This window comes from Frigoribacterium sp. CFBP 8751 (assembly GCF_014841545.1).
Lineage (GTDB): Bacteria > Actinomycetota > Actinomycetes > Actinomycetales > Microbacteriaceae > Frigoribacterium.
This window is the reverse complement of sequence record NZ_JACYUB010000001.1, coordinates 764,242-785,836: the sequence shown is the minus strand read 5'-3', so window position 1 is coordinate 785,836 and position 21,595 is coordinate 764,242. Positions and strand designations below refer to the sequence as shown.

Sequence of the window (21,595 nt, the reverse complement as noted above, 5' to 3'; positions counted from 1 at the left end):
GGTGCCCACGACGTTCGGCTCCGCTCGCGACCCCGCGCGCGCGTGCAGCCCCACCCCGCCACAACTCGACAGGGAGTTCCGTTGAACGGAAACGCTACGACCCGGCACAGCAACGTCGCGTTGCTGTCGGTCACCAGCACCATGGCCGACCGGGTCACCACCTCCGAGAGCATCGACGAGAAGCTCGCCCCCGTGCTCAAGCGCCTCAAGCTGCCCACGGGCCTGCTGCAGCGGGTCGCCGGCGTGTACGAGCGCCGCAACTGGAGCACCGAGCAGAGCTTCGACTCGGCGGCGATCGACGCGGGCAAGCGCGCGATGGCCGAAGCGGGCATCCGCCCCGACCAGGTCGGCCTGCTGATAAACACGTCGGTCACGCGCCCCCACCTCGAGCCCTCGGTCGCGGTCCGCCTGCACCACGGCCTCGGCCTGCCCTCGTCGGCGACGAACTTCGACATCGCCAACGCCTGCCTCGGCTTCGTCAACGGCATGACCCTCGCCGCCCAGCTGATCGACGCCGGCCAGATCGACTACGCCGTCATCATCGACGGCGAGGACGCGGACGACGTCCAGGTCAACACGATCGACCGTCTGCTGACCAAGGGCTACGGCCGCGACGACTTCATGAGCGAGTTCGCCAGCCTCACCCTGGGCTCCGGGGCCGCCGCCGCCGTCATCGGCCGCGCCGACCTCCACCCCGAGGGCCACCGCATCGTCGGCGGCGTCACCCGCGCCGCCACCGAGAACTACGACCTCTGCGTCGGCAGCGTCGACGGCATGTTCACCGATGCCAAGGCCCTGCTCAAGCGCGGCATGGAACTCGTCGTCTCGGCCTGGAAAGAGGCCAAGCGCGACTGGAACTGGCAGCGCATGGACCGCTACATCATGCATCAGGTCAGCGACGTGCACACCGGCGCGTTCGTCAAGGCCGCCGGCATCGACAAGAAGCTCGTCCCGCTGACCTACCCGAACCTCGGCAACGTCGGCCCGGCGTCGATCCCGATCACGCTGGTCGAAGAGAGCAAGACCCTCAGCAAAGGCGACCGCGTCCTGCTGATGGGAGTGGGCTCGGGCATCAACACCGCGATGATGGAACTCGCCTGGTGAGTCGGCTCCCGCGGTCCGCCTCCGCCACGGCGCCGGCGTCACGTCCCCCCGCGGGTCTCGACGGGCTCGACCCGTCGTGGTCGCGTCTCGTCGACGTGCCGTACGGGCTCGGCGCACACCGCGCCTCCCGCACCTGGCACATTCTCGACAACGCCGAGGCGCTGGCCGAGGTCGGCGCCGAACCGGTCGGCACCATCCTCTGCGTGCACGGCAACCCGACCTGGTCGTACCTCTGGCGCCGCCTCGTCGCCCGCACGGTCGAGACGGCCGCAGCCGGGGGGCCCGCCTGGCGCGTCGTCGCGGTCGACCAGCTCGACATGGGCTTCTCCGAGCGCACGGGCTCGCCGCAGACCCTGGCCCGCCGCGTCGCCGACCTGGGCGACCTGACCGAGGCCCTCGAGGTCACCGGGCCCGTCGTCACCCTCGGCCACGACTGGGGCGGCGTCGTCTCGATGGGCTGGGCAGTCGACCACCCCGACCAGCTCGCCGGGCTCATGCTGCTCAACACCGCGATCCACCAGCCCGAGGGCGAGAAGATCCCCGCTCCCCTGCGCCTCACCCTGGCCCGCGGTGTGCTGGGCCGGGCGACCGTCGGCACCACCGGGTTCCTCGACGTGACCCTCGGTCTCGCCCACCCGCCGCTGTCGGCCGAGGTGAAGGACGGCTTCCGGGCTCCGTACCGCCAGGCCGACCGCCGCGGTGGCATCGGCGGCTTCGTGGCCGACATCCCGGTCGACGACGGGCACGTCAGCAGCCCCGAGCTCGACCGCATCGCCGAGGGGCTGCGCGACCTCACCGTGCCGGCCCTGATGCTGTGGGGCCCGCGCGACCCGATCTTCTCCGACCGGTACCTCGACGACCTGGTCGACCGTCTGCCGCACGCCGATGTGCACCGCTTCGAGGGAGCGGGCCACCTCGTCGCCGAGGACGTCGACTACGCCGGGGCCGTGCTCACCTGGCTGGGCGACCGCCTGCCCGACGGCGCCGCCGCGGTCGCCGACGCCGCCGTCGCAGCCGAGGAGGCGCGGGTCGCCTCCGCGCAGGACCGCCCGCTCTGGTCGTACCTCGACTCCCTGGCCGACAGCCCGGCCACCGCGCTCGTCGAGATGGCCCCCGCGGGTGCCGACGGCCCCCGCTCGGTCAGCTGGAGCCTGCTCGCCCGTCGCGTCCACGAGATCGCCCTCGGTCTCCGCGCGCACGGCGTGCGCCCCGGTGACCGCGTCTCGCTGCTCGTGCAGCCCGGCGCCGACCTGACCGCCGTGCTCTACGCCTGCGTCCGCCTCGGCGCCGTCGTGGTCGTGGCCGACGCCGGTCTCGGCGTGCGCGGCCTGACCCGCGCCGTCCGGGGCGCCTGGCCCGACCACGTGATCGGCCAGCTCCCGGGGCTCACGGCGGCGACCGCCCTCGGCTGGCCGGGCCGCAAGATCTCGACGACGACGTTGTCGCCCGTCGCTGCCCGGGCGCTCGGCGTCGAGGCGTCGCTACCCGAGATCGCCGCCCTCGGCCGCCGCGCCCACGACGCCCTCGCCGAGCTGCCCGACGCGCCCACGGCCGACGCCGAGGCCGCGATCCTGTTCACCTCGGGCTCGACCGGCCCCGCGAAGGGCGTCGTCTACCGGCACGGCCAGCTGACCGCCCTGCGCGACGCGCTGGCCGAGCAGTACGGCGTCGGACCGGGCACCGGCCTGGTGGCCGGCTTCGCCCCGTTCGCCCTGCTCGGCCCCGCCCTCGGGGCGACGAGCGTCACGCCCGACATGGACGTCACGAAGCCGCGCACCCTGACCGCCCGCGCCGTCGCCGCCGCCACGGCGGCGGTGGACGCCACCGTGGTGTTCCTCTCTCCCGCCGCACTGACGAACGTCGTCGCGACGTCGGACGAGCTCGACGACGCCGACCACCGCGCCCTCGCCGGAGTCGAGACGTTCCTGTCGGCGGGTGCGCCCGTCTCCGAGACCCTGTTGGCCGCCGCAGGCGACCTCATGCCGAACGCGACGCCCCACACGCCCTACGGCATGACCGAGGGCCTGTTGATGACCGACGTCACCCTCGAGGGCGTGCGCTCCGCGACGGCCGACCGCGCGGCCGCCGTCGCCGCGGGCGCGCCCGACGCCGGCGGTGTCTGCGTCGGGCTGCCCGGCGCGACCACGATGGTGCGGATCGCTCCGCTCGACGACGCGGGCCGCGCCTCCTCGACGTTCACGGACGACGCCGGCGTGACCGGCGAGATCGTCGTCTCGGCGCCCCACGTCGAGGACCACTACGACCGTCTCTGGCTGACGCACCGCATCAGCCGCCTGGGCTCGACCGCCGAGACCCGCTGGCACCGCACCGGCGACGTCGGGCACCTCGACGCGCAGGAGCGACTCTGGGTCGAGGGCCGCCTGCCCCACGTGATCACGACGGCGACGGGCGTGCTGACGCCGGTGGCATCCGAACAGGCCGTGGAGGCGCGAGCCGGCATCGCCCGCGCCGCCGTCGTGGGCGTCGGCCCGGCGGGCACGCAGCAGGTCGTCGTCGTGGCCGAGACCGTCCCCCCGGCTCGTCGCGCGGGGCTGGCGTCCGCGGCCCTGGCGGCCTCGGTCCGCTCGGCCGTCGGGTCGGCGTCGGGTCGACCCGTGGCCGCGGTGCTCGTCGTGCCGCAGCTGCCGACCGACGTGCGACACAACAGCAAGATCGACCGCACCGGCCTCGCCGCGTGGGCGACGTCCGTGCTGTCCGGCGGCCGGATGCGCCGCCCGTGAGGGTGCCGGTCGGTGGCGCTGCCCGAACCCGGGCGGGTTCGTCCGACACGGGCGCACACGGACGCCCGTCTTCGGCGAACACGCCCGTCTGCCGACGCGGGGTGCGCCCGTGAGGGTGCTGGTCACCGGCGCGAGCGGCCTGCTCGGCGGCGCCGTCGCCCGAGCCGTCGTCGACGCCGGACACGAGGTCACGACCTTCCAGCGCCGGGCCTCGGGCGTGCCGGGCGCCCGCGACGTGCTCGGATCGATGACGAACCCGCGGGCCGTGGCCGCCGCCGTCCGCGACCAGGACGCCGTCGTCCACCTCGCCGCGAAGGTGTCGCTCACGGGTGACGCCGCCGAGTTCGAGGCCGTCAACGTCGGGGGCACGCGCTCCCTCGTCGAGGCGATGCGCGCCTCCTCGGTCCCGCGGCTGGTCTTCGTCTCGTCGCCGTCCGTCGCGCACGCCGGATCGTCGATCGTCGGCGACGACGCCCTGCCCGCCTCGCCCGGACACGCTCGAGGCGACTACGCCCGCACCAAGGCCGCGGCCGAGCGGGTGGCCCTCGGGGCCGCCGACGCCGACCTGCGCGTGGTGGCCGTCCGCCCGCACCTCGTTTGGGGCCCGGGCGACACGCAGCTCGTCGAGCGCATCGTCGACCGTGCGCGCTCCGGCCGCCTGCCGCTGCTCGACCACGGCGCCGCCCTGATCGACTCCACCTACGTCGACAACGCGGCGTCCGGCATCGCCGCCGCGCTCGCACGCGTCGACGAGGTCAGCGGCGAGTCGTACGTGATCAGCAACGGCGAACCCCGCACCGTCGCCGACCTGATGGCCGGGATCTGCGCGGCCGCCGGTGTGCCCGCGCCTCGCCTGCGGGTGCCGGCCGGGATCGCCCGCGCCGCGGGGTCGTTGGTCGAGCGCGTCTGGGCCGTGCGGCCGGGCACCGACGAACCACCCATGACGCGGTTCCTCGCCGAGCAGCTGTCCACGGCGCATTGGTTCGACCAGCGACGAACCCAGCGCGACCTGCGGTGGACACCGGCCGTGAGCGTCGACGAGGGCCTGAGTCGTCTCGCCGCCTGGTACGCCGCCGGGCAGCCCTCCGTCTGAGACCCGCCGCCTGGCCACACTCGGGTCGGCGGGTTCCCGTCGTGCCCGGCGGGCCGCGATGACCGGCCAGAGGTGACGGGAGCCCGCCGACTCCCCGGGCGGAGGGAACCAGGGCGAGGCGGCGTCCCCCGTTCTCTGTGTGAGGGCACACGTCGCTCCGGCGTCGTGCCGCCTACCGTCGCACGGGTACCGGGCAGCTCCGGTGCCCAGGGCTCAACGGAAGGACCATCCCATGAAGGCAGTCGTCTGGCACGGCATCGGCGACATCCGACTCGACGAGGTCGCCGACCCCACGGTCGTCGACCCGACCGACGCGGTCGTCCGCATCACCCGGAGTGCCATCTGCGGCACCGACCTGCACTTCGTGCGCGGCACGATGGCGCCCATGGCCGAGGGCACGATCCTCGGTCACGAGGCGGTGGGCGTCGTCACCGCGGTCGGCGACGACGTGCGCGGCTTCAGTGCCGGCGACCGGGTCGTCATCAACTCGACGGTGTCGTGTGGCACCTGCCGCTACTGCCGCCAAGGCCAGACCGCTCAGTGCGACGTGGCGAACCCCAACGGCCCCGACGCCGGTACCTGCTTCTTCGGCGGTCCGGCCTCGACCGGCCCGGTGAACGGCCTGCAGGCCGAGCAGGTGCGCGTCCCGTTCGCGCAGAACACCATGCACCGCCTGCCCGACACGGTCAGCGACGAGCAGGCCATCCTGTTGAGCGACATCTTCCCCACCGGCTGGTTCGGTGCCGAACTCGCCGGGGTCACCCGCGGCGACGTGGTCGCCGTCTTCGGTGCGGGGGTGGTGGGCCAGTTCGCGATCGCCTCGGCCTTCAAGCAGGGCGCGAGCCGCGTGATCGTGGTCGACCGTGAGGAGACCCGTCTGGCGCAGGCGCTCGCCCAGAACGCCGAGATCGTGAACTTCGACGAGGAGGACCCGGTCGAGACGATCGAGCGCCTCACCGGCGGTGCGGGCGTGGACGCCGTCATCGACGCGGTCGGCGTGGACGCACAGCACGCGAGCCACGGTCCCGCCGCCCCCGACCCCGACACGGCCGCCGAGTTCGCCGCCGAGGTCGCGCAGGTGGCCCCCGACGCGAACCCGCAGGGCGACCAGTGGGTGCCCGGCAACGCGCCGACCCAGGCCCTGCGCTGGGCCGTCGAGGTCGTGGCGAAGTACGGCCGCATCGGCGTCATCGGCGTCTACTCGCCGACCGTGACGTCGTTCCCCTTCGGCGAGGCGATGCTGAAGAACCTCACCATCCGCATGGGCAACTGCGACCACCACTCGGTGACCCCGCCGCTGATCGACCTGGTCGCGTCCGGCCAGTTCGACCCCACGGCGTTCATCACCGAGCACGAGGGCATCGGCTCGGCCATCGAGGCCTACGAGGCGTTCGACCGCCGCGAGCCCGGCTGGACCAAGGTCGAGGTCGTCCCCGGCTAGGGGCTCGGGTCGGCGGGTTCCCGTCGCTCCCGGCGGGCCGGCGCCGGCCCCATGGACGGCACGAACCCGCCGACTCCCGAGGGGGTCGGCGGGTTCGGGCGTCTGCGTGCGCCGGCAGGGTCAGATGACCGAGGCGCTCCAGTCGTCGGGATTGCCGAAGCGGTGGGCCGTGATGGCGACGGCCTGCTCGCGCAGGAACGGCAGCAGCTCGAGGCGCCCGGTCGGCGTGACGGCTGCCGCGAACACGGCCACCGCCGGGTCGCCGCCCAGGGCGTCCGCCAGAGCCGAGGAGGCGCGGGTCGCGTCATCGGCACCGGTCACCAACCGCACGCGCTCGGTCGACAGGCGACCCGCACGCATCCGGTCGTGCCACGTGGCGTCGTCCTCGTGCACGACGTCGGAGGCCGTAAGGCCGAGCGCGCGGACGAGGGCGCCCGGCAGCTCGACCGACGACGACACCGTGAGCGGCGCGCCCGAGCGCCGTCCGGCGAGCAACACGCGGACCACGTCGGCCGGCGCCGCGCCGTCGGCGGCGCGGATCGTGACGGGCAGGGGACGGTAGCGCAGCAGGTCGCGCTCGAGGCCGAGGTCGCTCACGTCGCGGGCGACGCCGAACTCGGTGGCCCAGAAGTGCTCGTCGCTGGCGGCGGCGGCCCGCAGGTCGTCGGAGGCCGACGCACCCGACGCCCCGAGCAGCGGCGACGCGGCCTCGAGGGCGGCCAGGGCCTCGCGACCCGGGCGCGCCTCCTGCGGTTCGGTCAGCGTCGTCGGCTGCCAGGACCCCAGGTGCACGAGGTAGTTCGGTCCACCCGCCTTCGCACCGGCGCCGACCGAGGACTTCTTCCAGCCGCCGAACGGCTGGCGCCGCACGATCGCCCCGGTGATGCCGCGGTTGACGTAGAGGTTGCCCGCCTCGACGCGGTCGAGCCAGGTCGAGAGCTCGGCGGGGTCGAGGGTGTGCAGGCCCGCGGTCAGGCCGTAGTCGGTCGCGTTCTGCAGCTCGATCGCCTCGTCGAGGGTCTTCGCGGTCATGATGCCGAGCACCGGGCCGAAGTACTCGGTGAGGTGGAACTCGCTGCCCGCGGCGACGCCTGCACGGACGCCGGGTGACCAGAGCCGCCCGGTGTCGTCGAGTCGCTTCGGCTCGACCAGCCAGGTCTCGCCCGCGCCGAGCGTGGTGAGCGCACGTTCGAGCTTGCCGTGGGCCGGCTCGACGATCGGGCCCATCTGCGTCGTGGGGTCGGAGGGCAGTCCGACGCGCATCGTCGACGCGGCGTCGACGAGCTGACGGCGGAAGCGCTCCGAGGTGGCGACCGAGCCGACCAGGATCACCAGGCTCGCCGCCGAGCACTTCTGGCCCGCGTGACCGAACGCCGACTTGATGACGTCGGACGCGGCCAGGTCGAGGTCGGCACTCGGAGTGACGATGATGGCGTTCTTGCCGCTCGTCTCGGCGAGCAGGGGCAGGTCGGTGCGCCAGCTGGTGAACAGCGCGGCCGTCTCGAAGGCGCCCGTGAGGATGACACGGTCGACCGACGGGTGCGAGACGAGGTGGCGACCGAGGTCGCCCTCGTCGACGTCGACCAGCTTGAGCACCTCGCGGGGCACGCCGGCGTCCCAGAGGGCCTGCACCATGACGGCCCCGCTGCGCTTGGCCTGACCGGCCGGCTTGACGACGACGCTGCTGCCCGCGGCGAGCGCGGCGAGGGTCGAGCCGGCCGGGATCGCCAGCGGGAAGTTCCAGGGCGGCGTGATGAGGGTGAGCCGCTCGGGGACGAACGTCGCGCCGTCGACCCGGTCGAGTTCTTCGGCGAGGTGGGCGTACCAGTTCGCGAAGTCGATCGCCTCGCTGACCTCGACGTCGCCCTCGGCGACGGTCTTGCCGGTCTCGCTCGCGGCGACCTCCATCAGGTCGGCGCGGCGGGCCGACAGCGTCGCCGCGGCCTCGCGCAGGACCGCGGCCCGACCCGCGCCTCCGCGGGCAGCCCAGTCGGCGGACGCGGCGACGGCGTCGGCGACGATCGCGTCGAGGGTGGCCTCGTCGGTCACCCGGGCGGACTCGATCAGCTCGACGCCCAGGCGCGAGTCGGCCGAGCGGGCGGCGATCTCGCGGCCCCAGGCGCGGTTGTCGGCCAGGGCGGGGTCGGTGTCGGGCTCGTTGTCGAAGCCGCTGCCGGCCTCGCGGGGCTGCAACGCCTGGGCCGCGTCGAGGCGGCTCTGCACGCGGTGCGGCGCCGGGGTGTCGCCGTCGACCTCGGCGAGCGAGGCGAGGAACCGGCCCTTCTCGCGCTCGAACATGGCCTCGTTCGAGGCGAGCTCGAAGACGGCCGACATGAAGTTCTCGCTCGAGGCGTTCTCTTCGAGGCGGCGGATCAGGTAGCTGATGGCGACGTCGAACTCACGAGGGTGCACGACGGGCGTGTAGAGCAGGAGACCCCCGACGTCGGCCTTGACCAGCTCGGCCTGCCCCTCGGCCATGCCGAGCAGCATCTCGAACTCGACCCGGTCGCCGACGCCACGGGCCTCGGCCAGCAGGTGGGCGAAGGCGATGTCGAACAGGTTGTGCCCGGCCACGCCGACCCGTACGGCGCGGGTGCGCTCGGGCGTGAAGGCCCACGTCAGCACGCGCTTGTAGTTGGTGTCGCTGTCCTGCTTGGTGCCGTAGGTCGCGAGCGGCCACTCGTGCACGGTGGCGTCGACGGTCTCCATCGCGAGGTTCGCACCCTTGACGATGCGCACCTTGATGGCGGCCCCGCCGGCGTCGACCCGCTCGGTCGCCCAGGTGGTGAGGTGCTGCAGGGCGCCCAGGGCGTCGGGCAGGTAGGTCTGCAGGACGATGCCGGCCTCGAGGCCCTTCAGCTGCGGCTGGTCGAGGAGGCGCGTGAAGACCGCGATCGTCAGGTCGAGGTCGCGGTACTCCTCCATGTCGAGGTTGATGAACTTCGGCTTCGGCGACCGGGCGGCGAGTTCGTACAGCGGGGTGAGCTTCTCGACGACGCGCTCGACGGTCTCGTCGAAGGCCCACATCGAGAGCTGGCTGACGATCGACGAGACCTTGATCGACACGTAGTCGACGTCGTCTCGGGCGAGCAGCGCCCGGGTGCCGGCGAGGCGGTGCTCGGCCTCGGCGTCGCCCAGGACGGCCTCGCCGAGCAGGTTGAGGTTCAGCCGCGTCTTGTCTTTCTTGATGTTCGCGATGGCCGCACCGAGCTTGGCGGGGCGGGCATCGGCGATGAGGTGGCCGACCATGCCGCGCAGGACTCGACGGGCGATCGGCACGACCACGCCCGGCAACACGGGCGCCATGACGCCGCCGAGGCGCACGGCCGAGCGCATGTGCCACGGCAGGAAGGCCGGTGCCTGCTTCGCCAGGGTCGACAGGTTGCGGGCGGCGACGCCGAGGTCTTCCGGACGGACGACGCGGTCGACGAAGCCGATCGTGAAGGCGAGTCCCGACTCGTCCTTCAGGACCTGGGCGAGCAGGTGGGCCGAGCCGGTGCTCGGGGCGCCCGACGCGTCGTGCGCCCAGCGGCGGGCGAGGGCGACGGCGTCGTCGCCGATGCCGACGGGCAGGAGCTGTTCAGCGGTGGACGGCCCCGCCGTCTCGTCGATGGTGGTCATGGGATGAATGTAGGGCGGAACTTGCCACCTGGCAAGGTTTGACACGAGACCGTAACGTGCGCCGCGCCTCCTTCTCCACAGGGGGGCGATCGGCACTGGCGGCGGGGACCGGACAGCGCTACCTTGGGCGCGTTCAGGCGGTGCACAGCCGCCGCCAAGACCGACCCGTCTGCGGATGGACGGGCCCCACGCACCGGGAGCACCCATGGCGATGATCGAGGCCCGCGGCCTCACGAAGACCTACCGGTCCAAGTCCGGCCCGGTCCACGCACTGACCGGCCTCGACCTGATCGTGCCCGAAGGGACCGTCAAGGCGCTGCTCGGTCCGAACGGCGCGGGCAAGACCACGGGCGTCAAGATGCTCACCACCCTCGAGCGTCCGGACGCCGGCACGGCCACGATCGCCGGGCTCGACGTCGTCGCCGACGCCCAGGCCGTGCGCCGCTCGATCGGCGTCTCGGGGCAGTACGCCGCGGTCGACGAGAACCTCACCGGATTCGAGAACCTCGACATGATCGGGCGGCTGTACCACCTGGGCAGCCGCGTGAGTCGGGACCGCGCCCGCGAGCTGATCGAGGTTTTCGACCTCGCCGCCGCGGGCGACCGGCCGGTCAAGGGCTTCTCGGGCGGCATGCGCCGACGGATCGACCTCGCCGGGGCGCTCGTGACGAATCCGCGGGTGCTCTTCCTCGACGAGCCGACGACGGGGCTCGATCCCCGCAGCCGACTCGCCCTGTGGGACATCATCACCGGGCTGGTCGACGGGGGCACGACGGTCTTGCTGACCACGCAGTACCTCGAGGAGGCCGACCGCCTGGCCGACGACATCTCGGTGATCGACGGCGGGGCCGTCATCGCCGAGGGCACGGCCGACCAGCTCAAGGCCCAGGTCGGCGGCCACCGCCTCGTCGTCGCCCTCGTCGACGAGGCGCGGGCGGATCAGGCGGTCGAGGTGCTCCGTCGGCACGGCGACTCCGATCCGACCGTCGGGGCCGACGGCCGCCAGCTCGAGGTCGCGGTCACCGACGGCCCGACCGCCCTGCAGCGGACGCTCGCCGACCTCGGGGCGGCCGGCATCGAGCTGCACGACGCCGGCATGCGACGTCCGACCCTCGACGACGTGTTCCTCCAGCTCACCGGCCACCGCGCGGCCGACGACGACGCGGGCGACGACCACGGCTCCCCCGACGACGACCCGGCCGGTGGTCGAGGTCGCGGTCGACGCGGTGCGAAGAAGAGAGAGGCACGGGCATGACCACCACCGGAACCACCGCCGCCCTGGCGCAGACGCTCGTCCCGTCGAGCGACACGGGCCTCGGTACCTGGGCCTCGGACGGCTGGACGGTCACCAAGCGCAACCTGATCAAGGTGAAGCGCTCGCCCGACATGCTGATCTTCGCCGTGCTGCAGCCGATCATGTTCGTCCTGCTCTTCAGCCAGGTCTACGGCGGGGCCATCGCCGTCCAGGGCACCGACTACACGCAGTTCCTCATGGCGGGCATCTTCGCGCAGACCGTGGTCTTCGGCTCGACCTTCTCGGGTGCCGCGATGGCCCAAGACCTGAAAGAGGGCATCATCGACCGGTTCCGCACCCTGCCCATGAGCCCGTCGGCCGTGCTGATCGGTCGCACGAACAGCGACCTCGCGCTCAACACGATCTCGATGGTCATCATGATGCTCACCGGACTCGCGGTCGGCTGGCGGGTGAACGCCTCGCCCGCCTCGTTCGTCGGCGGGGTCGCCCTCCTGCTGCTGTTCAGCTACTCGTTCAGCTGGGTGATGGCCCTGCTCGGCATGAGCGTCAAGACACCCGAGACCATCAACAACGCGTCGTTCATGATCCTGTTCCCGTTGACCTTCGTCTCGAACGCGTTCGTGCCGAGCGACACCCTGCCGACCGTGCTGAGGGTCTTCGCCGAGTGGAACCCGGTGTCGTCACTGGTGCAGGCCGCCCGCACCTCGTTCGGCAACCTGGGCGCCACCCCGGTGCCCGACATCTGGACGATGCAGCACCCCTACGCGACCGTCCTGCTCGGCATCACCGTGATGCTGGTGGTCTTCGTGCCGCTGTGCATCCGCAAGTTCCAGCGCATCAGCGCGAAGTAGCGAACGCCGCGGCCGCCGGCCGCGAGCCGCCGGCCGCGAGCCGCCGCCCGCGGACCGTCGCGCGTCCGCCGAGGAGGCGCGGGTCAGCCCGCGAGCCCGGCCGCCTCGCGCACGGCGGCGTCGAGTTCGCTCGTCGGCACCGTGAGGACGCTCCCGATCACGAGGCGCATCAGGGCGGGGACGTCCACGGCGTCCCGCTCGTACAACCACTGCAGCTGCAACCCGTCCTGGACGGCGAGCACGACGCGGGCGGCCGACTCGGCCGTGTAGCCGTCGCGCAACCACCCCCGAGCCTGGGCGAGCCCGAGGTAGGCCGAGGTCGACGAGACGATGCGTTCGTAGTAGTCGGCGTAGTACTGGTGTGCCGGGTGGTCGGGTGAGGTGGCCTCGGCCGACGCCGTGATGAACAGCGAGATGACGACGGGCACGTCGACGTTGTACTCGGCGAGCGCGACGAGCTCGTCGACCCTCATGCCCCCGTCGTCGTCGAAGTGGCGTCGCAGTCGTTCGTCGCGCCGACGGAGCACGGCCATGAGCAGCTCGTCCTTCGTCGGGAAGTAGTGCATGAGCGACTGGTGAGAGACGCCGCACCGCCGCGCGATCTCGCGCAGGGTGGCGCCGTGGAACCCGACCTTGCCGAACACCGGCAGGGCAGCGTCGAGGATCGCCTCGCGCTTGGCGATGCCCTTGCGGTAGCGACCGGGTTCGCGCACCGCACCGACCGGGGGGACGTCGGTGACGTCGGCACGGGTCGGGTCGGGCTCGGGGGCGTCCATCGGGGTCAGCCTAGGTCGTTCCCCGAGCAGATGACGACGCCCGGGGACGAGGCGTCCGCACACGGTGCGTCGGCATAGAGTTCAGCGGTGCCGTGGTCGCTGCTGAGAACGCCTGCCTTCCGGGCCCTCTGGGTCGGACGCCTGTTCTCGTGGGTGGGCAGCGGCTTCGCGCCCCTGGCCATCGTCTTCGCGGCGATCGACCTGGGGGCCGACGCCGTCGATCTCGGGCTCGTGGTCGTCGCCCGGTCCGTGCCCAACATCGCCCTGGTGCTGGTGGGCGGGGCCCTCGCGGACCGCTTCTCGAAGCGCACCGTCGCGATCGCCTCGTCGTGGCTGTCGGCGGCGTCGCTCGTCGTCGCGGCCACCCTGATGCTGACGCAGACCGAGACGTTGCCCACCCTCGCGGCGGTGGGGGCGGTGAACGGTGCCGCGGCCGCCTTCTTCGGCCCCGCGACGAGCGCCCTGCTGCGCGAGACCGTGCCCGACGAACGCCTCCGGGACGCGACGGTGCTCAGCCGCGTCGGCATGAACGTCGGATTGGTGATCGGCACGGCGGTGGGCGGCGCCGTGGTCGCGACCGCCGGGTCGGGCGTGGCCCTGGCCGTCGGGGCGGCCGTCTTCGTGGCCGCGGCCGTCGTGTTCGTGGGGCTGCCTCGGGACGGTGCCCGCGCCTCCGGAGGGACGTCGGTGCTCGAGGACCTCGGCAGCGGGCTGGGCTTCGTCTGGCGCACGCGCTGGCTCGTCGCCACCGCGGCGCTGGCCTTCACGTTCCAGTTCGCCTTCGCCGGCGGGGTGCAGGTGGTGGGCCCGCTCGTGGCCGACCAGTCGTTCGGACGGCTGCTCTGGGGGTTCGCGGGTGCCCTGCAGACCCTCGGCCTGATCGTCGGGGCGTACTGGGCCGGTGCCCTGCGAGGACGGCTGCGCCTCTGGGCGGCCTGCCTCGGAGCCGCGGCACTCGCCCTGCCGCTCGTCTTGCTCTCGTTCGCCTACGGCACGGATCCGGTCGTGTTCGACCCGCTGCACTGGTTCTTCTGGATCAGCCTCGGCCTCTTCGCCGCCAGCGTGGGGCTCGAGGTCTTCACGGTGCCGCTGGACGTGGTCGTGCAACGTCAGGTCCCGGGGGCCTACTTGGGTCGCGTCTTCTCGTGCCTGACGCTGGCCTCGTTGGCCGGCGTGCCGGTCGGCGAGGTCGTCGTCGGACCGCTCACCGAACTCATCGGCACGCCGGCGACGCTCGCCGCCCTGGCCGGCCTCGTGGTCGCCGTCGCGGTGGCCGTGGCGCTCAGCTCACGGGTGCGACGGGTCGACGCCGGCCAGGAGGCGCGGGTCAGCTGAAGTCGCCGCGCTCGATCGCCTCGGCGTACTTGCGGACGTCCGGGCCGGGCTCGTAGTCGATGAAGCGGTCCTTGACGGCGTCGTTGATCGCCTTGAAGGACTCCTCCCACGACTCGCCCGCGTGGGCGGCGGCGGCGTCGCGGACCGCGTCGCGCAGCACGTTGTCGGCGTCGGTCAGGATCTTGTCGCGGGCTTCGTCGTTCCAGCGCACGTCGTTCAGGTCGGCCATGGTGTTCTCCTCGTGGGGTGGGGCGGTGGTGGGTGGGGTGCGGCTGGTGCTACTTCTTCTTCGGGCTCAACGACGAGCCCTTGTGGGCGGCCTTCGCCCCGCTCTTGTCGCTCTCGACGACGAAGTAGGGCTCGTCGTCCGAGGCCTTGAACTTCTGCCCGTCGAGCTGGAACTCCTTCACGCGCTTCTCCACGACCGTGCCGTGGGTCTCGCCCTGGGGGGTGTTCCAGGTGACGTGGTCTCCCTTGCTGAACGACATCGCGCCTCCTTGGTGTGTCGATCCGTCCGTCGGCGTCCGGTGCCGCTCGGTGGTGGCGTGGACGGTACCCCGCTCGCGCCGACCCACCACCCAGCGTGGCGGGGTACAGGTCGGACGCCGCGACCCGTCGGGCTCAGCCGGTGAGGACGGCGAGCGCCGCGGCGAGCCGACGAGCCCTGGTCTCGGAGGTCTTCGCCGCTCCGATCGGTTCGACCAGGGCGCGCTGCCGGCTGAAGGACAGGGACTCGTAGGAGGCGCGGGCCGCGTCGTCCGCGTCGAGTGCCTCGCGCAGGTCCGCCGGCACCTCGACGACCCGCGGCTCGGTGTCGAGGGCCAGTGTGACCTCGACGTCCTGCCCGCCGACGACGCCCGACCCCGCCCGGTGCTCGGCACTGACGGGGATCAGGAACCGCCCGCCCATGCTCGCGACCGTGCTGCGGTACGTGTATCCCCGGAGCGTGACGACCACTGCGGGCTTCTTCCCGGCCGCCAGGGAGTCGACGACCTCCGGCGGCACGACGATCCCGGTCGCGTTCGTCCGGGCCTCGGCTATCGTGGTGCGGAACGTCACGGGTTCGGTCATGTCCGGATGCTAACGAGCCGCCACCGCCGGCACCACCACCGGCGCCGCTCAGACCGAGAAGCCGCCGTCGGCCTTGAGCAGCTGACCCGAGATCCAGCGACCCTCGGACGACAGCAGGAAGCGCACGACCCGTCCGATGTCGGCGGGCGTGCCGAGGCGCCCGGTCGGCTGACGCTCGATGCCGCTGGCGCGGATGGCGTCGTCCATCCACCCCGTGTCGATCGGGCCGGGGTTCAGCACGTTCGACGAGACGCCCAGGTGCCCGAGCTCGCGCGCCGCCGCGACGACGAGCCGGTCGAGGGCGCCCTTGCTCGACCCGTAGGGCAGGTTGTGCACGACGTGGTCGCTCGTCAGGGCGACGATGCGGGCGCCGTCGTCGAGCCGGTCGACCGGGGGCAACTGCTCGGCGAACGCCTTGATCGCGAGCCATGCCGCCCGCACGTTGACCGCGTAGTGCGCGTCCCAGCTCTCGAGCGTCGTGTCGAGGATCGACGAGTCGACGCTGTGCGAGTGCGACAGCACGAGTGCCGTCACCGGCCCCAGGTCGTCGGCCACCGCCCCGAGGAGGCGCGCGGGAGTCCCCGGGTCCCCCAGATCCGCGGGGTACACGGCCACGCGCGCACCCGCGGCCTCGAGCTCGCCGACGAGCGACCCCACGTCGACGGCCTTGAGGCCCCAGGGCATGGCGGCGTCGTAACCGTCCCAGGTGGTCAGGGCGAGGTCCCACCCGTCGGCGGCGAGCTCGTGGGCGATGCCGTTCGCGATCGAGTTCGTGCGGCCGGCACCGGTGAGCAGACAGATCTTCTTCGACATGTAGGTCTCCTTCGACATCCGCTCAGCTTGTCAGACCCGTCGGCGCCGGAGGGGTCGGCGCGAGAGGGGTCAGCGCCCTCGGCGCGGTCGACTGCGGCCCGTGCCGCGCTGCGGCCCACGGCCCTTCGGCGGCGTGCGCTTCGGCTTCGCCCCGCGCGGGTCGGGAGCCGACCCCTTGCGGGCCGTGGCGGCCTGCTCGGGTTCGTCGCGCCTCCTCGATCGCGAGCTGCGGGCCGTCCGACCCCGCACGACCCCGATGAAGTCGTCGAGGTCGTCGGTGAGCTCGCCCTCGGGCCAGACCAGCGCGATCGTGGTCGGCGGCAGGTCGGCGACGTAGCGGTAGGTCACCTCTTTGCGGGCGTGCAGCCGGGCGAGGGACTGCGGCATGACCGCGACGCCGGCCCCGGTCGCGACGACCGCGACGGCATCGGCGAGCGAGAGGGACGGGTCGAGGTCGTGCCGGTGCTCGTCGGCGAACGCGGCGGCCTCGACCTCGTCCTCGGCGCCGGCCGCGGTGACGGCGTGGTCCTTCGGCACGACGACGACGGCCCGCTCGTCGTAGAGCCGGATGACCGACAGCCCCTCGACCTCGATCGGCAGGCGGGCCAGGGCCATGTCGACCCGGTCGTCGCCCCGGGCGTCGTCGAGGGCGGGCACCGCGTCCGCGTCGGCGAGCGGCACGAAGGCCAGCGGGGTCTCGGGACGGCGTTCCTCCCAGAGCCTCGACCACTTGGACAGGGTGACGCCGGGCACGACCCCGATGCGGAACGGGGTGCGGGTCGGCTCGGTCGTCATGGGTCGAGGGTATCGGCCCGGTACCCTGGGCAGATGACCTCCGACGCGCCGTCCGGCAAGCAGCCGCAGACCCTCAAGCCCTTCACGGCCGCCAAGAAGCTCGGGGTGTACCTGCCGGCCACGCCCGCCGAGTTCCAGGCCGCCCCCGTCACGCGCGAGGCCTTCGCCGAGCTCAGCACGAACCCGCCCGAGTGGCTGTCCGAGCTGCGCCGCACCGGTCCCCACCCGCGACCCGTCGTCGCCCAGAAGCTCGGCATCTCGACCTCCGGCCTCGCCCGGGCCGGCGTCGACGACGTCATGACCACCGACGAGATCCACGCCCTGCTCGACGAGATGCCCGACTGGCTCCGCACCGAACGCGGCATCCACGCCGACGTGCGCGAAGAAGAACTGCGCGTGAAAGAGCGCAACGCCGGCCGCGAGGTGCTCCGCAAAGAGCGCGAGGCGAAAGAAGCCGCCGAAGGGCACTGACCCCCGCCCTGCGCTACCGTCGGCGACATGTCCTTCAACGACGACGCGCGCCTCGACGGCAGCAAGGTCAAGCGACGCGGTCGCGGTCGCACGGTGGGTGTCGCCGGCGGCGGCATCGGCATCGTCGGCCTGATCGCCGTCTTCCTCATCAGTCAGGTCACCGGCGTCGACGTGTCGGGGTTGCTCGGCGGCGGAACGGCCGGCGGAGGCGCCCAGCCGGTCAGCGAGGGCGACCTGTCGTCCGAGTGCACCACCGGCGCGCAGGCCAACGACAGCGTGGACTGCCGCATGGTCGGCGCGGCCGACTCGCTCGACGCGTACTGGGCCGCCGAGGCCCCGGCACTCGGTGTCACCGACTACCGCACCCCCGACTTCTTCCTCTTCAGCGGCTCGACCGACACCGGCTGCGGTGGGGCGACGAGCGCCACCGGCCCGTTCTACTGCCCACCCGACGAGGCCCTCTTCGTCGACACCGACTTCTTCGAGCAGCTCCGGTCGCAGTTCGGCGCCAGCGGCGGCCCCCTCGCTCAGATGTACGTCGTCGGCCACGAGTGGGGCCACCACGTCCAGCAGTTGACCGGGGCCTTCGACCGCGCCGACCGCAGCGGTACCGGCCCGGGCTCCGACACCATCCGGCTCGAGGTCCAGGCCGACTGCTACGCCGGGGCCTGGGTCGGCGCGGCGTCCACCGTTCAGGACGCGAACGGCACCACGTTCCTCGAGCCCGTGACCGACCAGCAGGTCGCCGACGCGCTCGACGCGGCGGCCGCGGTGGGCGACGACCGCATCCAGTCCGCCGGCGGCGGCCAGGTCGATCCCGACACCTGGACGCACGGCTCGGCCGAGCAGCGCCAGAAGTGGTTCGAGACCGGGCGCAGCCAGGGCGCGACGGCCTGCGACACCTTCTCGGTGCCGACCGACCAGCTCTGACGACGAGGCCGACCCGCGCCTCCTGACGGTCGACGCCGCCACCGCGGCACGGTGCGTCCAGGCAACTCGAAGCGCGCCTTCCGGGCGACGGCAGCCCGGAGGGCGCACACTTCACTCACCCTCGCGACGGCACAGGCGCCGCCGCGACGACAGCAGTGGAGGCGCGTCATGGCACGACCGGGCAAGGCCATCGAGTTCGACGGGTACGGGGACGTCTCGCAGCTCCACTTCGTCGAGCAGCCGTTGCCGACACCGGCCGACGACGAGGTCGTCGTCGAGGTGATCTGCGCGGGCCTCAACCACATCGAGAACTTCATCCGGCAGGGAGACTTCGTCGACCGGCTGCCCCTCGACTTCCCGGCCCGTGAGGGCTCGTGCTTCGCGGGCATCGTGAAGAAGCGCGGCGCCGCGGTGCGCAACTTCTCGGTCGGTGCCGAGGTGATCGGCCACGCGGTCGGGGGCGGTGCGCACGCCACCTACATCGCCGTGCCGGCGAGCGCCGTCGTGCCCAAGCCGCAGCACGTCCCGTGGGAGGTCGCCGGAGGGCTCTACCTGGCGGGAGCCACCGCGTACGACACCGTCCGCAGTCTGCACCTCGGGCCGGACGACGTCGTCGTGATCACGGCCGCGGCGGGTGGCGTGGGCCACATCGAGTGCCAGCTCGCCCTGCAGCTCGGCGCCAAGGTGATCGGCACCTGCAGCCCGGGCAACCACGACTACCTGCGCTCGATCGGCGTCGTGCCCGTCGACTACGGCGAGGGCCTGCGCGAGCGCATCGACAAGGCCGCGGGCACCGACCGCCACGTGACGGCGTTCATCGACAACTTCGGCGGGGACAACCCGGCCCTCAGCGCCGACCTCGGCGTCCTGCCGGCGCGGTTCAGTTCGAGCGAGGACCGCCTCGAGCGCGAGATCCGCTTCATCGGCGCCGAGCGCGACGACACCGAACCCGCGATGATCCTCTCGGCCCTCGCGAAGCTCATCGCCGAGAACAAACTGCGCGTGCTCGTCTCGGGCTTCTACCCGTTCGACTACATCGCCCAGGCGTTCGAGGACCTCGCCGAGCAGCACTCGCGCGGCAAGGTCGTCGTGGGCATGCAGCCGGTCGAGACCGGTGCACGCTCGCACTGGTACCTGTCGGGCAAGGCGCGGGCGGTCGCCGAGTCGCTCGGCTGACCCGCCCGCCGGAAGAGCGCAGGAGGCGCGGGTCGGCAGACCCCACGGGCGTCAGCGGGGCAGCCGCAACAACGCCCCCGGAGCCCTGACCGTCGCCGCCGCCACGTCCATGGCCCCCTCGAGGGCAGCCGGCCAGTCGACCGAGCCGGGTTCGCGCCGCTCGGCGAGCAGCGAGGCGACGATCGACGCGAAGGTCGCGTCGCCCGCACCCATCGTGTCGACGACCTCACCCTCGGCCGACGAGATGCCCCGCGTGAGGGCGGTGCCGTCCGTCCCGTCCGCCGACGCTCCGAGCGCCAGGCTCGCCCCGGCCGAGCCGCGGGTCGCGAGCACTCCCCCGGTGCCCGCCGCGAGCAGCGCCTCCTGCCAGTCGTCGAGCGAGCGCCCGGCGACGAGTTCGGCGTCGTCGTCACCGATCTTCACGAGCAGGGCCGAGGCCGCGACCCGCTCGAAGCCGGCGGCGAAGTCGGCGATCTGGGCCGCCCCACCGGGCAGGAACCCCGGCCGCGGGTTCGGGTCGACGACGAGTCGCACGGGGTCGGTGCCGACCACGCGCAGCAAGCGATCGGTCAGCGGGGCGTCGTCGAACGGGTACGAGCTGACGGCGACCACGGGGGCGGCGTCGAGCACGGCGAGCTGCTCGGGCGAGAAGTCGAGACCGCGGGCGACGGCCGCGTCGGTGAAGACGTAGCTCGGTTCGCCGTCGACCCGCAGCGAGACCGCCCGGCCGGTCCCGAGGGGGTTGATCGTCGCGACGAGCTCGACGCCGTGCTCGGCGAGGAAGGCGCGGATCGACTCGCCGTCGCCGTCGTCGCCGATCGAGGCGAGCAGCGTCGTGGGGACGCCGAGGCGGCTGAGCCCCACGGCGACGTTGAGGCCGGCCCCGCCGACGTGGTCGGTCGAGCCGGAATCGGTGCGGAGCTCGTCGATGAGGGCGTCGCCGAGAACGGCGACCCGACCGTCGGTGGTGTCCATGGGGGTGCCTTTCGTCAGCGTGCCGGCAGCCACCCTATTGCGGCACGCGGTCGGGTCGCACTCCCCCGCTACGCTGGCCGACGTGACCGATTACGCACTGGCCGTCGACGTGGGCGGAACGAAGGTCGAGGCGGCGCTCGTCGCCTCCGACGGAACCCTGCTCGACGGCAGTCGCGACCGACGCCCCACCGGCGCCGGGTCGACGTCCGACGAACTCGCCGAGGCGGTCCGCGCGGTCGTCGCGCACGCCCTCGACGCCCTGCCCGACGGTGACGCCCTCGTCGGGGCGGGCATCGGCAGCGCCGGACCGGTCGACCTCGTGCACGGCACGGTGTCGCCGATCAACCTGCACGCCTGGCGCGGCTACCCGCTGCGCGAGCAGGTCGCGGCCCTCGCGGCCTCGACCCTGCCCGACGCCGCCCCCGTCACCCTGCGGCTCGACGGCGTCAGCCTCGCCCTCGCCGAGCACTGGGTCGGTGCCACCCAGGGCGCCGACAACGCCCTGGCCATCACCGTCTCGACCGGCGTCGGTGGCGGCCTCATCGTCAACGGCCGCCTGCTCTCGGGCGGCACGGGCAACGCCGGCCACATCGGCCAGATCCAGATCGCCGACCGCCCCGCGGGCGAGAACGCCTGGGCGGCCACCCTCGAGGTCATCGCCTCGGGCCCGAACGTCGTCGCCTGGGCCCGCGAGCAGGGCTGGCAGGGCGAGCGCGGCGAAGACCTGGCGGCCGGCTACGTCGCGGGCGACGAGATCGCCGTCGCGGCCGTCCGCCGTTCGGCCAACGCCGTCGGCGAGGCCGTCTCGTCGGTCACCACGCTGCTCGACCTCGACGTCGTCGCGATCGGCGGCGGGTTCTCGCGCGTCAGCGACGACTACCTCGACCTGGTCCGGGCCACGGTCCAGGAGGCGCCGGTCAACGAGTACGCCCGTCGCGTCCGCGTCGTCCGCTCGGGCCTGAGCGACGAGAGCCCCTTGGTCGGGGCCGCCGCGCTCGTGTGGCGGGCCGAGCTGCTCGGCTGAGCCGCGCCTCCTGCGGTCGGTGACCCGCGCCTCCCGGGGTCGGTCGCTTCTCTGGGAACGGTCGTCGGCGGCCCGGCCTAGGCTGGGTTGCATCCCACAACGTCGTCGGAGTCCGTCGCGCCC

19 protein-coding genes are annotated in these 21,595 nt (G+C 73.0%); 11 read left to right on the top strand and 8 right to left on the bottom strand.

The annotated features are described in order from the left end of the window. The first annotated feature begins 81 nt into the window (after positions 1-81). The 4 genes from IFT88_RS03795 (at position 82) to IFT88_RS03780 (ending at position 6,379) form a co-directional block, all read left to right on the top strand. Positions 82-1,104 (top strand): 3-oxoacyl-ACP synthase III, encoded by a 1,023-nt coding sequence (locus tag IFT88_RS03795; protein WP_043593545.1) that lies wholly within the window; start codon positions 82-84, stop codon positions 1,102-1,104. After that, entirely contained in the window at positions 1,101-3,845 is a 2,745-nt protein-coding gene (locus IFT88_RS03790) for an alpha/beta fold hydrolase (RefSeq protein ID WP_342212061.1), read from the top strand. The genes IFT88_RS03795 and IFT88_RS03790 overlap by 4 nt, the downstream gene beginning before the upstream one ends. A gap of 109 nt (positions 3,846-3,954) precedes the next feature. After that, positions 3,955-4,938 carry an NAD-dependent epimerase/dehydratase family protein gene (locus IFT88_RS03785; protein WP_192118948.1) on the top strand — a complete coding sequence of 328 codons (984 nt, stop codon included), beginning with the start codon at positions 3,955-3,957 and terminating at the stop codon, positions 4,936-4,938. 232 nt (positions 4,939-5,170) lie between these two features. Beyond that, a complete protein-coding gene (locus IFT88_RS03780) occupies positions 5,171-6,379 on the top strand; it encodes an alcohol dehydrogenase catalytic domain-containing protein (RefSeq protein ID WP_192118946.1) in 1,209 nt (402 codons plus the stop codon). 120 nt (positions 6,380-6,499) lie between these two features. On the opposite strand, the gene IFT88_RS03775 is transcribed toward IFT88_RS03780, so the two are convergent. Then, positions 6,500-10,000: a proline dehydrogenase family protein gene (locus tag IFT88_RS03775; RefSeq protein WP_192118944.1), complete on the bottom strand. Its 3,501-nt coding sequence runs from the start codon at positions 9,998-10,000 to the stop codon at positions 6,500-6,502. Positions 10,001-10,205: 205 nt separating this feature from the next. Between IFT88_RS03775 and IFT88_RS03770 the strand changes: the two genes are divergently transcribed. Next, positions 10,206-11,255 carry a daunorubicin resistance protein DrrA family ABC transporter ATP-binding protein gene (locus IFT88_RS03770; protein ID WP_043597174.1) on the top strand — a complete coding sequence of 350 codons (1,050 nt, stop codon included), beginning with the start codon at positions 10,206-10,208 and terminating at the stop codon, positions 11,253-11,255. Then, entirely contained in the window at positions 11,252-12,106 is an 855-nt protein-coding gene (locus IFT88_RS03765; RefSeq protein WP_043597176.1) for an ABC transporter permease, read from the top strand. Before IFT88_RS03770 ends, IFT88_RS03765 begins: the two co-directional genes overlap by 4 nt. A gap of 83 nt (positions 12,107-12,189) precedes the next feature. On the opposite strand, the gene IFT88_RS03760 is transcribed toward IFT88_RS03765, so the two are convergent. Next, entirely contained in the window at positions 12,190-12,882 is a 693-nt protein-coding gene (locus IFT88_RS03760; RefSeq protein ID WP_052505440.1) for a TetR/AcrR family transcriptional regulator, read from the bottom strand. Between the two features lie 87 nt (positions 12,883-12,969). Between IFT88_RS03760 and IFT88_RS03755 the strand changes: the two genes are divergently transcribed. Further along, positions 12,970-14,217 carry an MFS transporter gene (locus tag IFT88_RS03755; protein ID WP_192118942.1) on the top strand — a complete coding sequence of 416 codons (1,248 nt, stop codon included), beginning with the start codon at positions 12,970-12,972 and terminating at the stop codon, positions 14,215-14,217. On the opposite strand, the gene IFT88_RS03750 is transcribed toward IFT88_RS03755, so the two are convergent. From IFT88_RS03750 to IFT88_RS03730, 5 genes are all read right to left on the bottom strand, one after another. After that, a complete protein-coding gene (locus IFT88_RS03750; RefSeq protein WP_192118940.1) occupies positions 14,210-14,446 on the bottom strand; it encodes a hypothetical protein in 237 nt (78 codons plus the stop codon). The two genes, IFT88_RS03755 and IFT88_RS03750, sit on opposite strands and share 8 nt — an antisense overlap. A gap of 49 nt (positions 14,447-14,495) precedes the next feature. Beyond that, positions 14,496-14,705 carry a DUF2945 domain-containing protein gene (locus IFT88_RS03745; RefSeq protein ID WP_054146846.1) on the bottom strand — a complete coding sequence of 70 codons (210 nt, stop codon included), beginning with the start codon at positions 14,703-14,705 and terminating at the stop codon, positions 14,496-14,498. A 133-nt stretch (positions 14,706-14,838) separates the two neighbouring features. After that, positions 14,839-15,288: a YdeI/OmpD-associated family protein gene (locus IFT88_RS03740; RefSeq protein ID WP_043597183.1), complete on the bottom strand. Its 450-nt coding sequence runs from the start codon at positions 15,286-15,288 to the stop codon at positions 14,839-14,841. Between the two features lie 48 nt (positions 15,289-15,336). Continuing rightward, entirely contained in the window at positions 15,337-16,119 is a 783-nt protein-coding gene (locus tag IFT88_RS03735; RefSeq protein ID WP_249408740.1) for an SDR family oxidoreductase, read from the bottom strand. Positions 16,120-16,170: 51 nt separating this feature from the next. Beyond that, on the bottom strand, positions 16,171-16,896 hold the full coding sequence (locus IFT88_RS03730) for a LysR substrate-binding domain-containing protein (RefSeq protein WP_137846737.1): 726 nt from the start codon (positions 16,894-16,896) through the stop codon (positions 16,171-16,173). A gap of 33 nt (positions 16,897-16,929) precedes the next feature. Here IFT88_RS03730 and IFT88_RS03725 point away from each other — a divergent pair, with 33 nt between their 5' ends. The 3 genes from IFT88_RS03725 (at position 16,930) to IFT88_RS03715 (ending at position 19,473) form a co-directional block, all read left to right on the top strand. Then, on the top strand, positions 16,930-17,367 hold the full coding sequence (locus tag IFT88_RS03725; protein ID WP_043597192.1) for a DUF5997 family protein: 438 nt from the start codon (positions 16,930-16,932) through the stop codon (positions 17,365-17,367). Positions 17,368-17,394: 27 nt separating this feature from the next. Beyond that, the gene (ypfJ, locus tag IFT88_RS03720; protein WP_192118939.1) at positions 17,395-18,297 is read left to right on the top strand and encodes a KPN_02809 family neutral zinc metallopeptidase; all 903 of its coding nucleotides are present in this window, start codon (positions 17,395-17,397) and stop codon (positions 18,295-18,297) included. 168 nt (positions 18,298-18,465) lie between these two features. Then, positions 18,466-19,473: an NADP-dependent oxidoreductase gene (locus IFT88_RS03715; RefSeq protein WP_056043162.1), complete on the top strand. Its 1,008-nt coding sequence runs from the start codon at positions 18,466-18,468 to the stop codon at positions 19,471-19,473. Between the two features lie 51 nt (positions 19,474-19,524). Here IFT88_RS03715 and IFT88_RS03710 read toward each other — a convergent pair whose 3' ends face one another. Then, entirely contained in the window at positions 19,525-20,448 is a 924-nt protein-coding gene (locus IFT88_RS03710) for a PfkB family carbohydrate kinase (RefSeq protein WP_192118937.1), read from the bottom strand. Positions 20,449-20,530: 82 nt separating this feature from the next. On the opposite strand from IFT88_RS03710, the gene IFT88_RS03705 reads away from it, so the two are divergent. Continuing rightward, the gene (locus IFT88_RS03705) at positions 20,531-21,472 is read left to right on the top strand and encodes an ROK family protein (RefSeq protein WP_043597201.1); all 942 of its coding nucleotides are present in this window, start codon (positions 20,531-20,533) and stop codon (positions 21,470-21,472) included. Positions 21,473-21,595: the final 123 nt, after the last annotated feature.

What these genes read in the sequence shown, in the direction of transcription:
- IFT88_RS03715 (WP_056043162.1), top strand. Translation starts at nt 18,466, where the DNA reads ATGGCACGACCGGGCAAGGCCATCGAGTTCGACGGGTACGGGGACGTC.
- IFT88_RS03750 (WP_192118940.1), bottom strand. Translation starts at nt 14,446, where the DNA reads ATGGCCGACCTGAACGACGTGCGCTGGAACGACGAAGCCCGCGACAAG.
- ypfJ (WP_192118939.1), top strand. Translation starts at nt 17,395, where the DNA reads ATGTCCTTCAACGACGACGCGCGCCTCGACGGCAGCAAGGTCAAGCGA.
- IFT88_RS03780 (WP_192118946.1), top strand. Translation starts at nt 5,171, where the DNA reads ATGAAGGCAGTCGTCTGGCACGGCATCGGCGACATCCGACTCGACGAG.
- IFT88_RS03730 (WP_137846737.1), bottom strand. Translation starts at nt 16,896, where the DNA reads ATGACGACCGAGCCGACCCGCACCCCGTTCCGCATCGGGGTCGTGCCC.
- IFT88_RS03775 (WP_192118944.1), bottom strand. Translation starts at nt 10,000, where the DNA reads ATGACCACCATCGACGAGACGGCGGGGCCGTCCACCGCTGAACAGCTC.
- IFT88_RS03725 (WP_043597192.1), top strand. Translation starts at nt 16,930, where the DNA reads ATGACCTCCGACGCGCCGTCCGGCAAGCAGCCGCAGACCCTCAAGCCC.
- IFT88_RS03735 (WP_249408740.1), bottom strand. Translation starts at nt 16,119, where the DNA reads ATGTCGAAGGAGACCTACATGTCGAAGAAGATCTGTCTGCTCACCGGT.
- IFT88_RS03740 (WP_043597183.1), bottom strand. Translation starts at nt 15,288, where the DNA reads ATGACCGAACCCGTGACGTTCCGCACCACGATAGCCGAGGCCCGGACG.
- IFT88_RS03770 (WP_043597174.1), top strand. Translation starts at nt 10,206, where the DNA reads ATGGCGATGATCGAGGCCCGCGGCCTCACGAAGACCTACCGGTCCAAG.
- IFT88_RS03745 (WP_054146846.1), bottom strand. Translation starts at nt 14,705, where the DNA reads ATGTCGTTCAGCAAGGGAGACCACGTCACCTGGAACACCCCCCAGGGC.
- IFT88_RS03760 (WP_052505440.1), bottom strand. Translation starts at nt 12,882, where the DNA reads ATGGACGCCCCCGAGCCCGACCCGACCCGTGCCGACGTCACCGACGTC.
- IFT88_RS03765 (WP_043597176.1), top strand. Translation starts at nt 11,252, where the DNA reads ATGACCACCACCGGAACCACCGCCGCCCTGGCGCAGACGCTCGTCCCG.
- IFT88_RS03710 (WP_192118937.1), bottom strand. Translation starts at nt 20,448, where the DNA reads ATGGACACCACCGACGGTCGGGTCGCCGTTCTCGGCGACGCCCTCATC.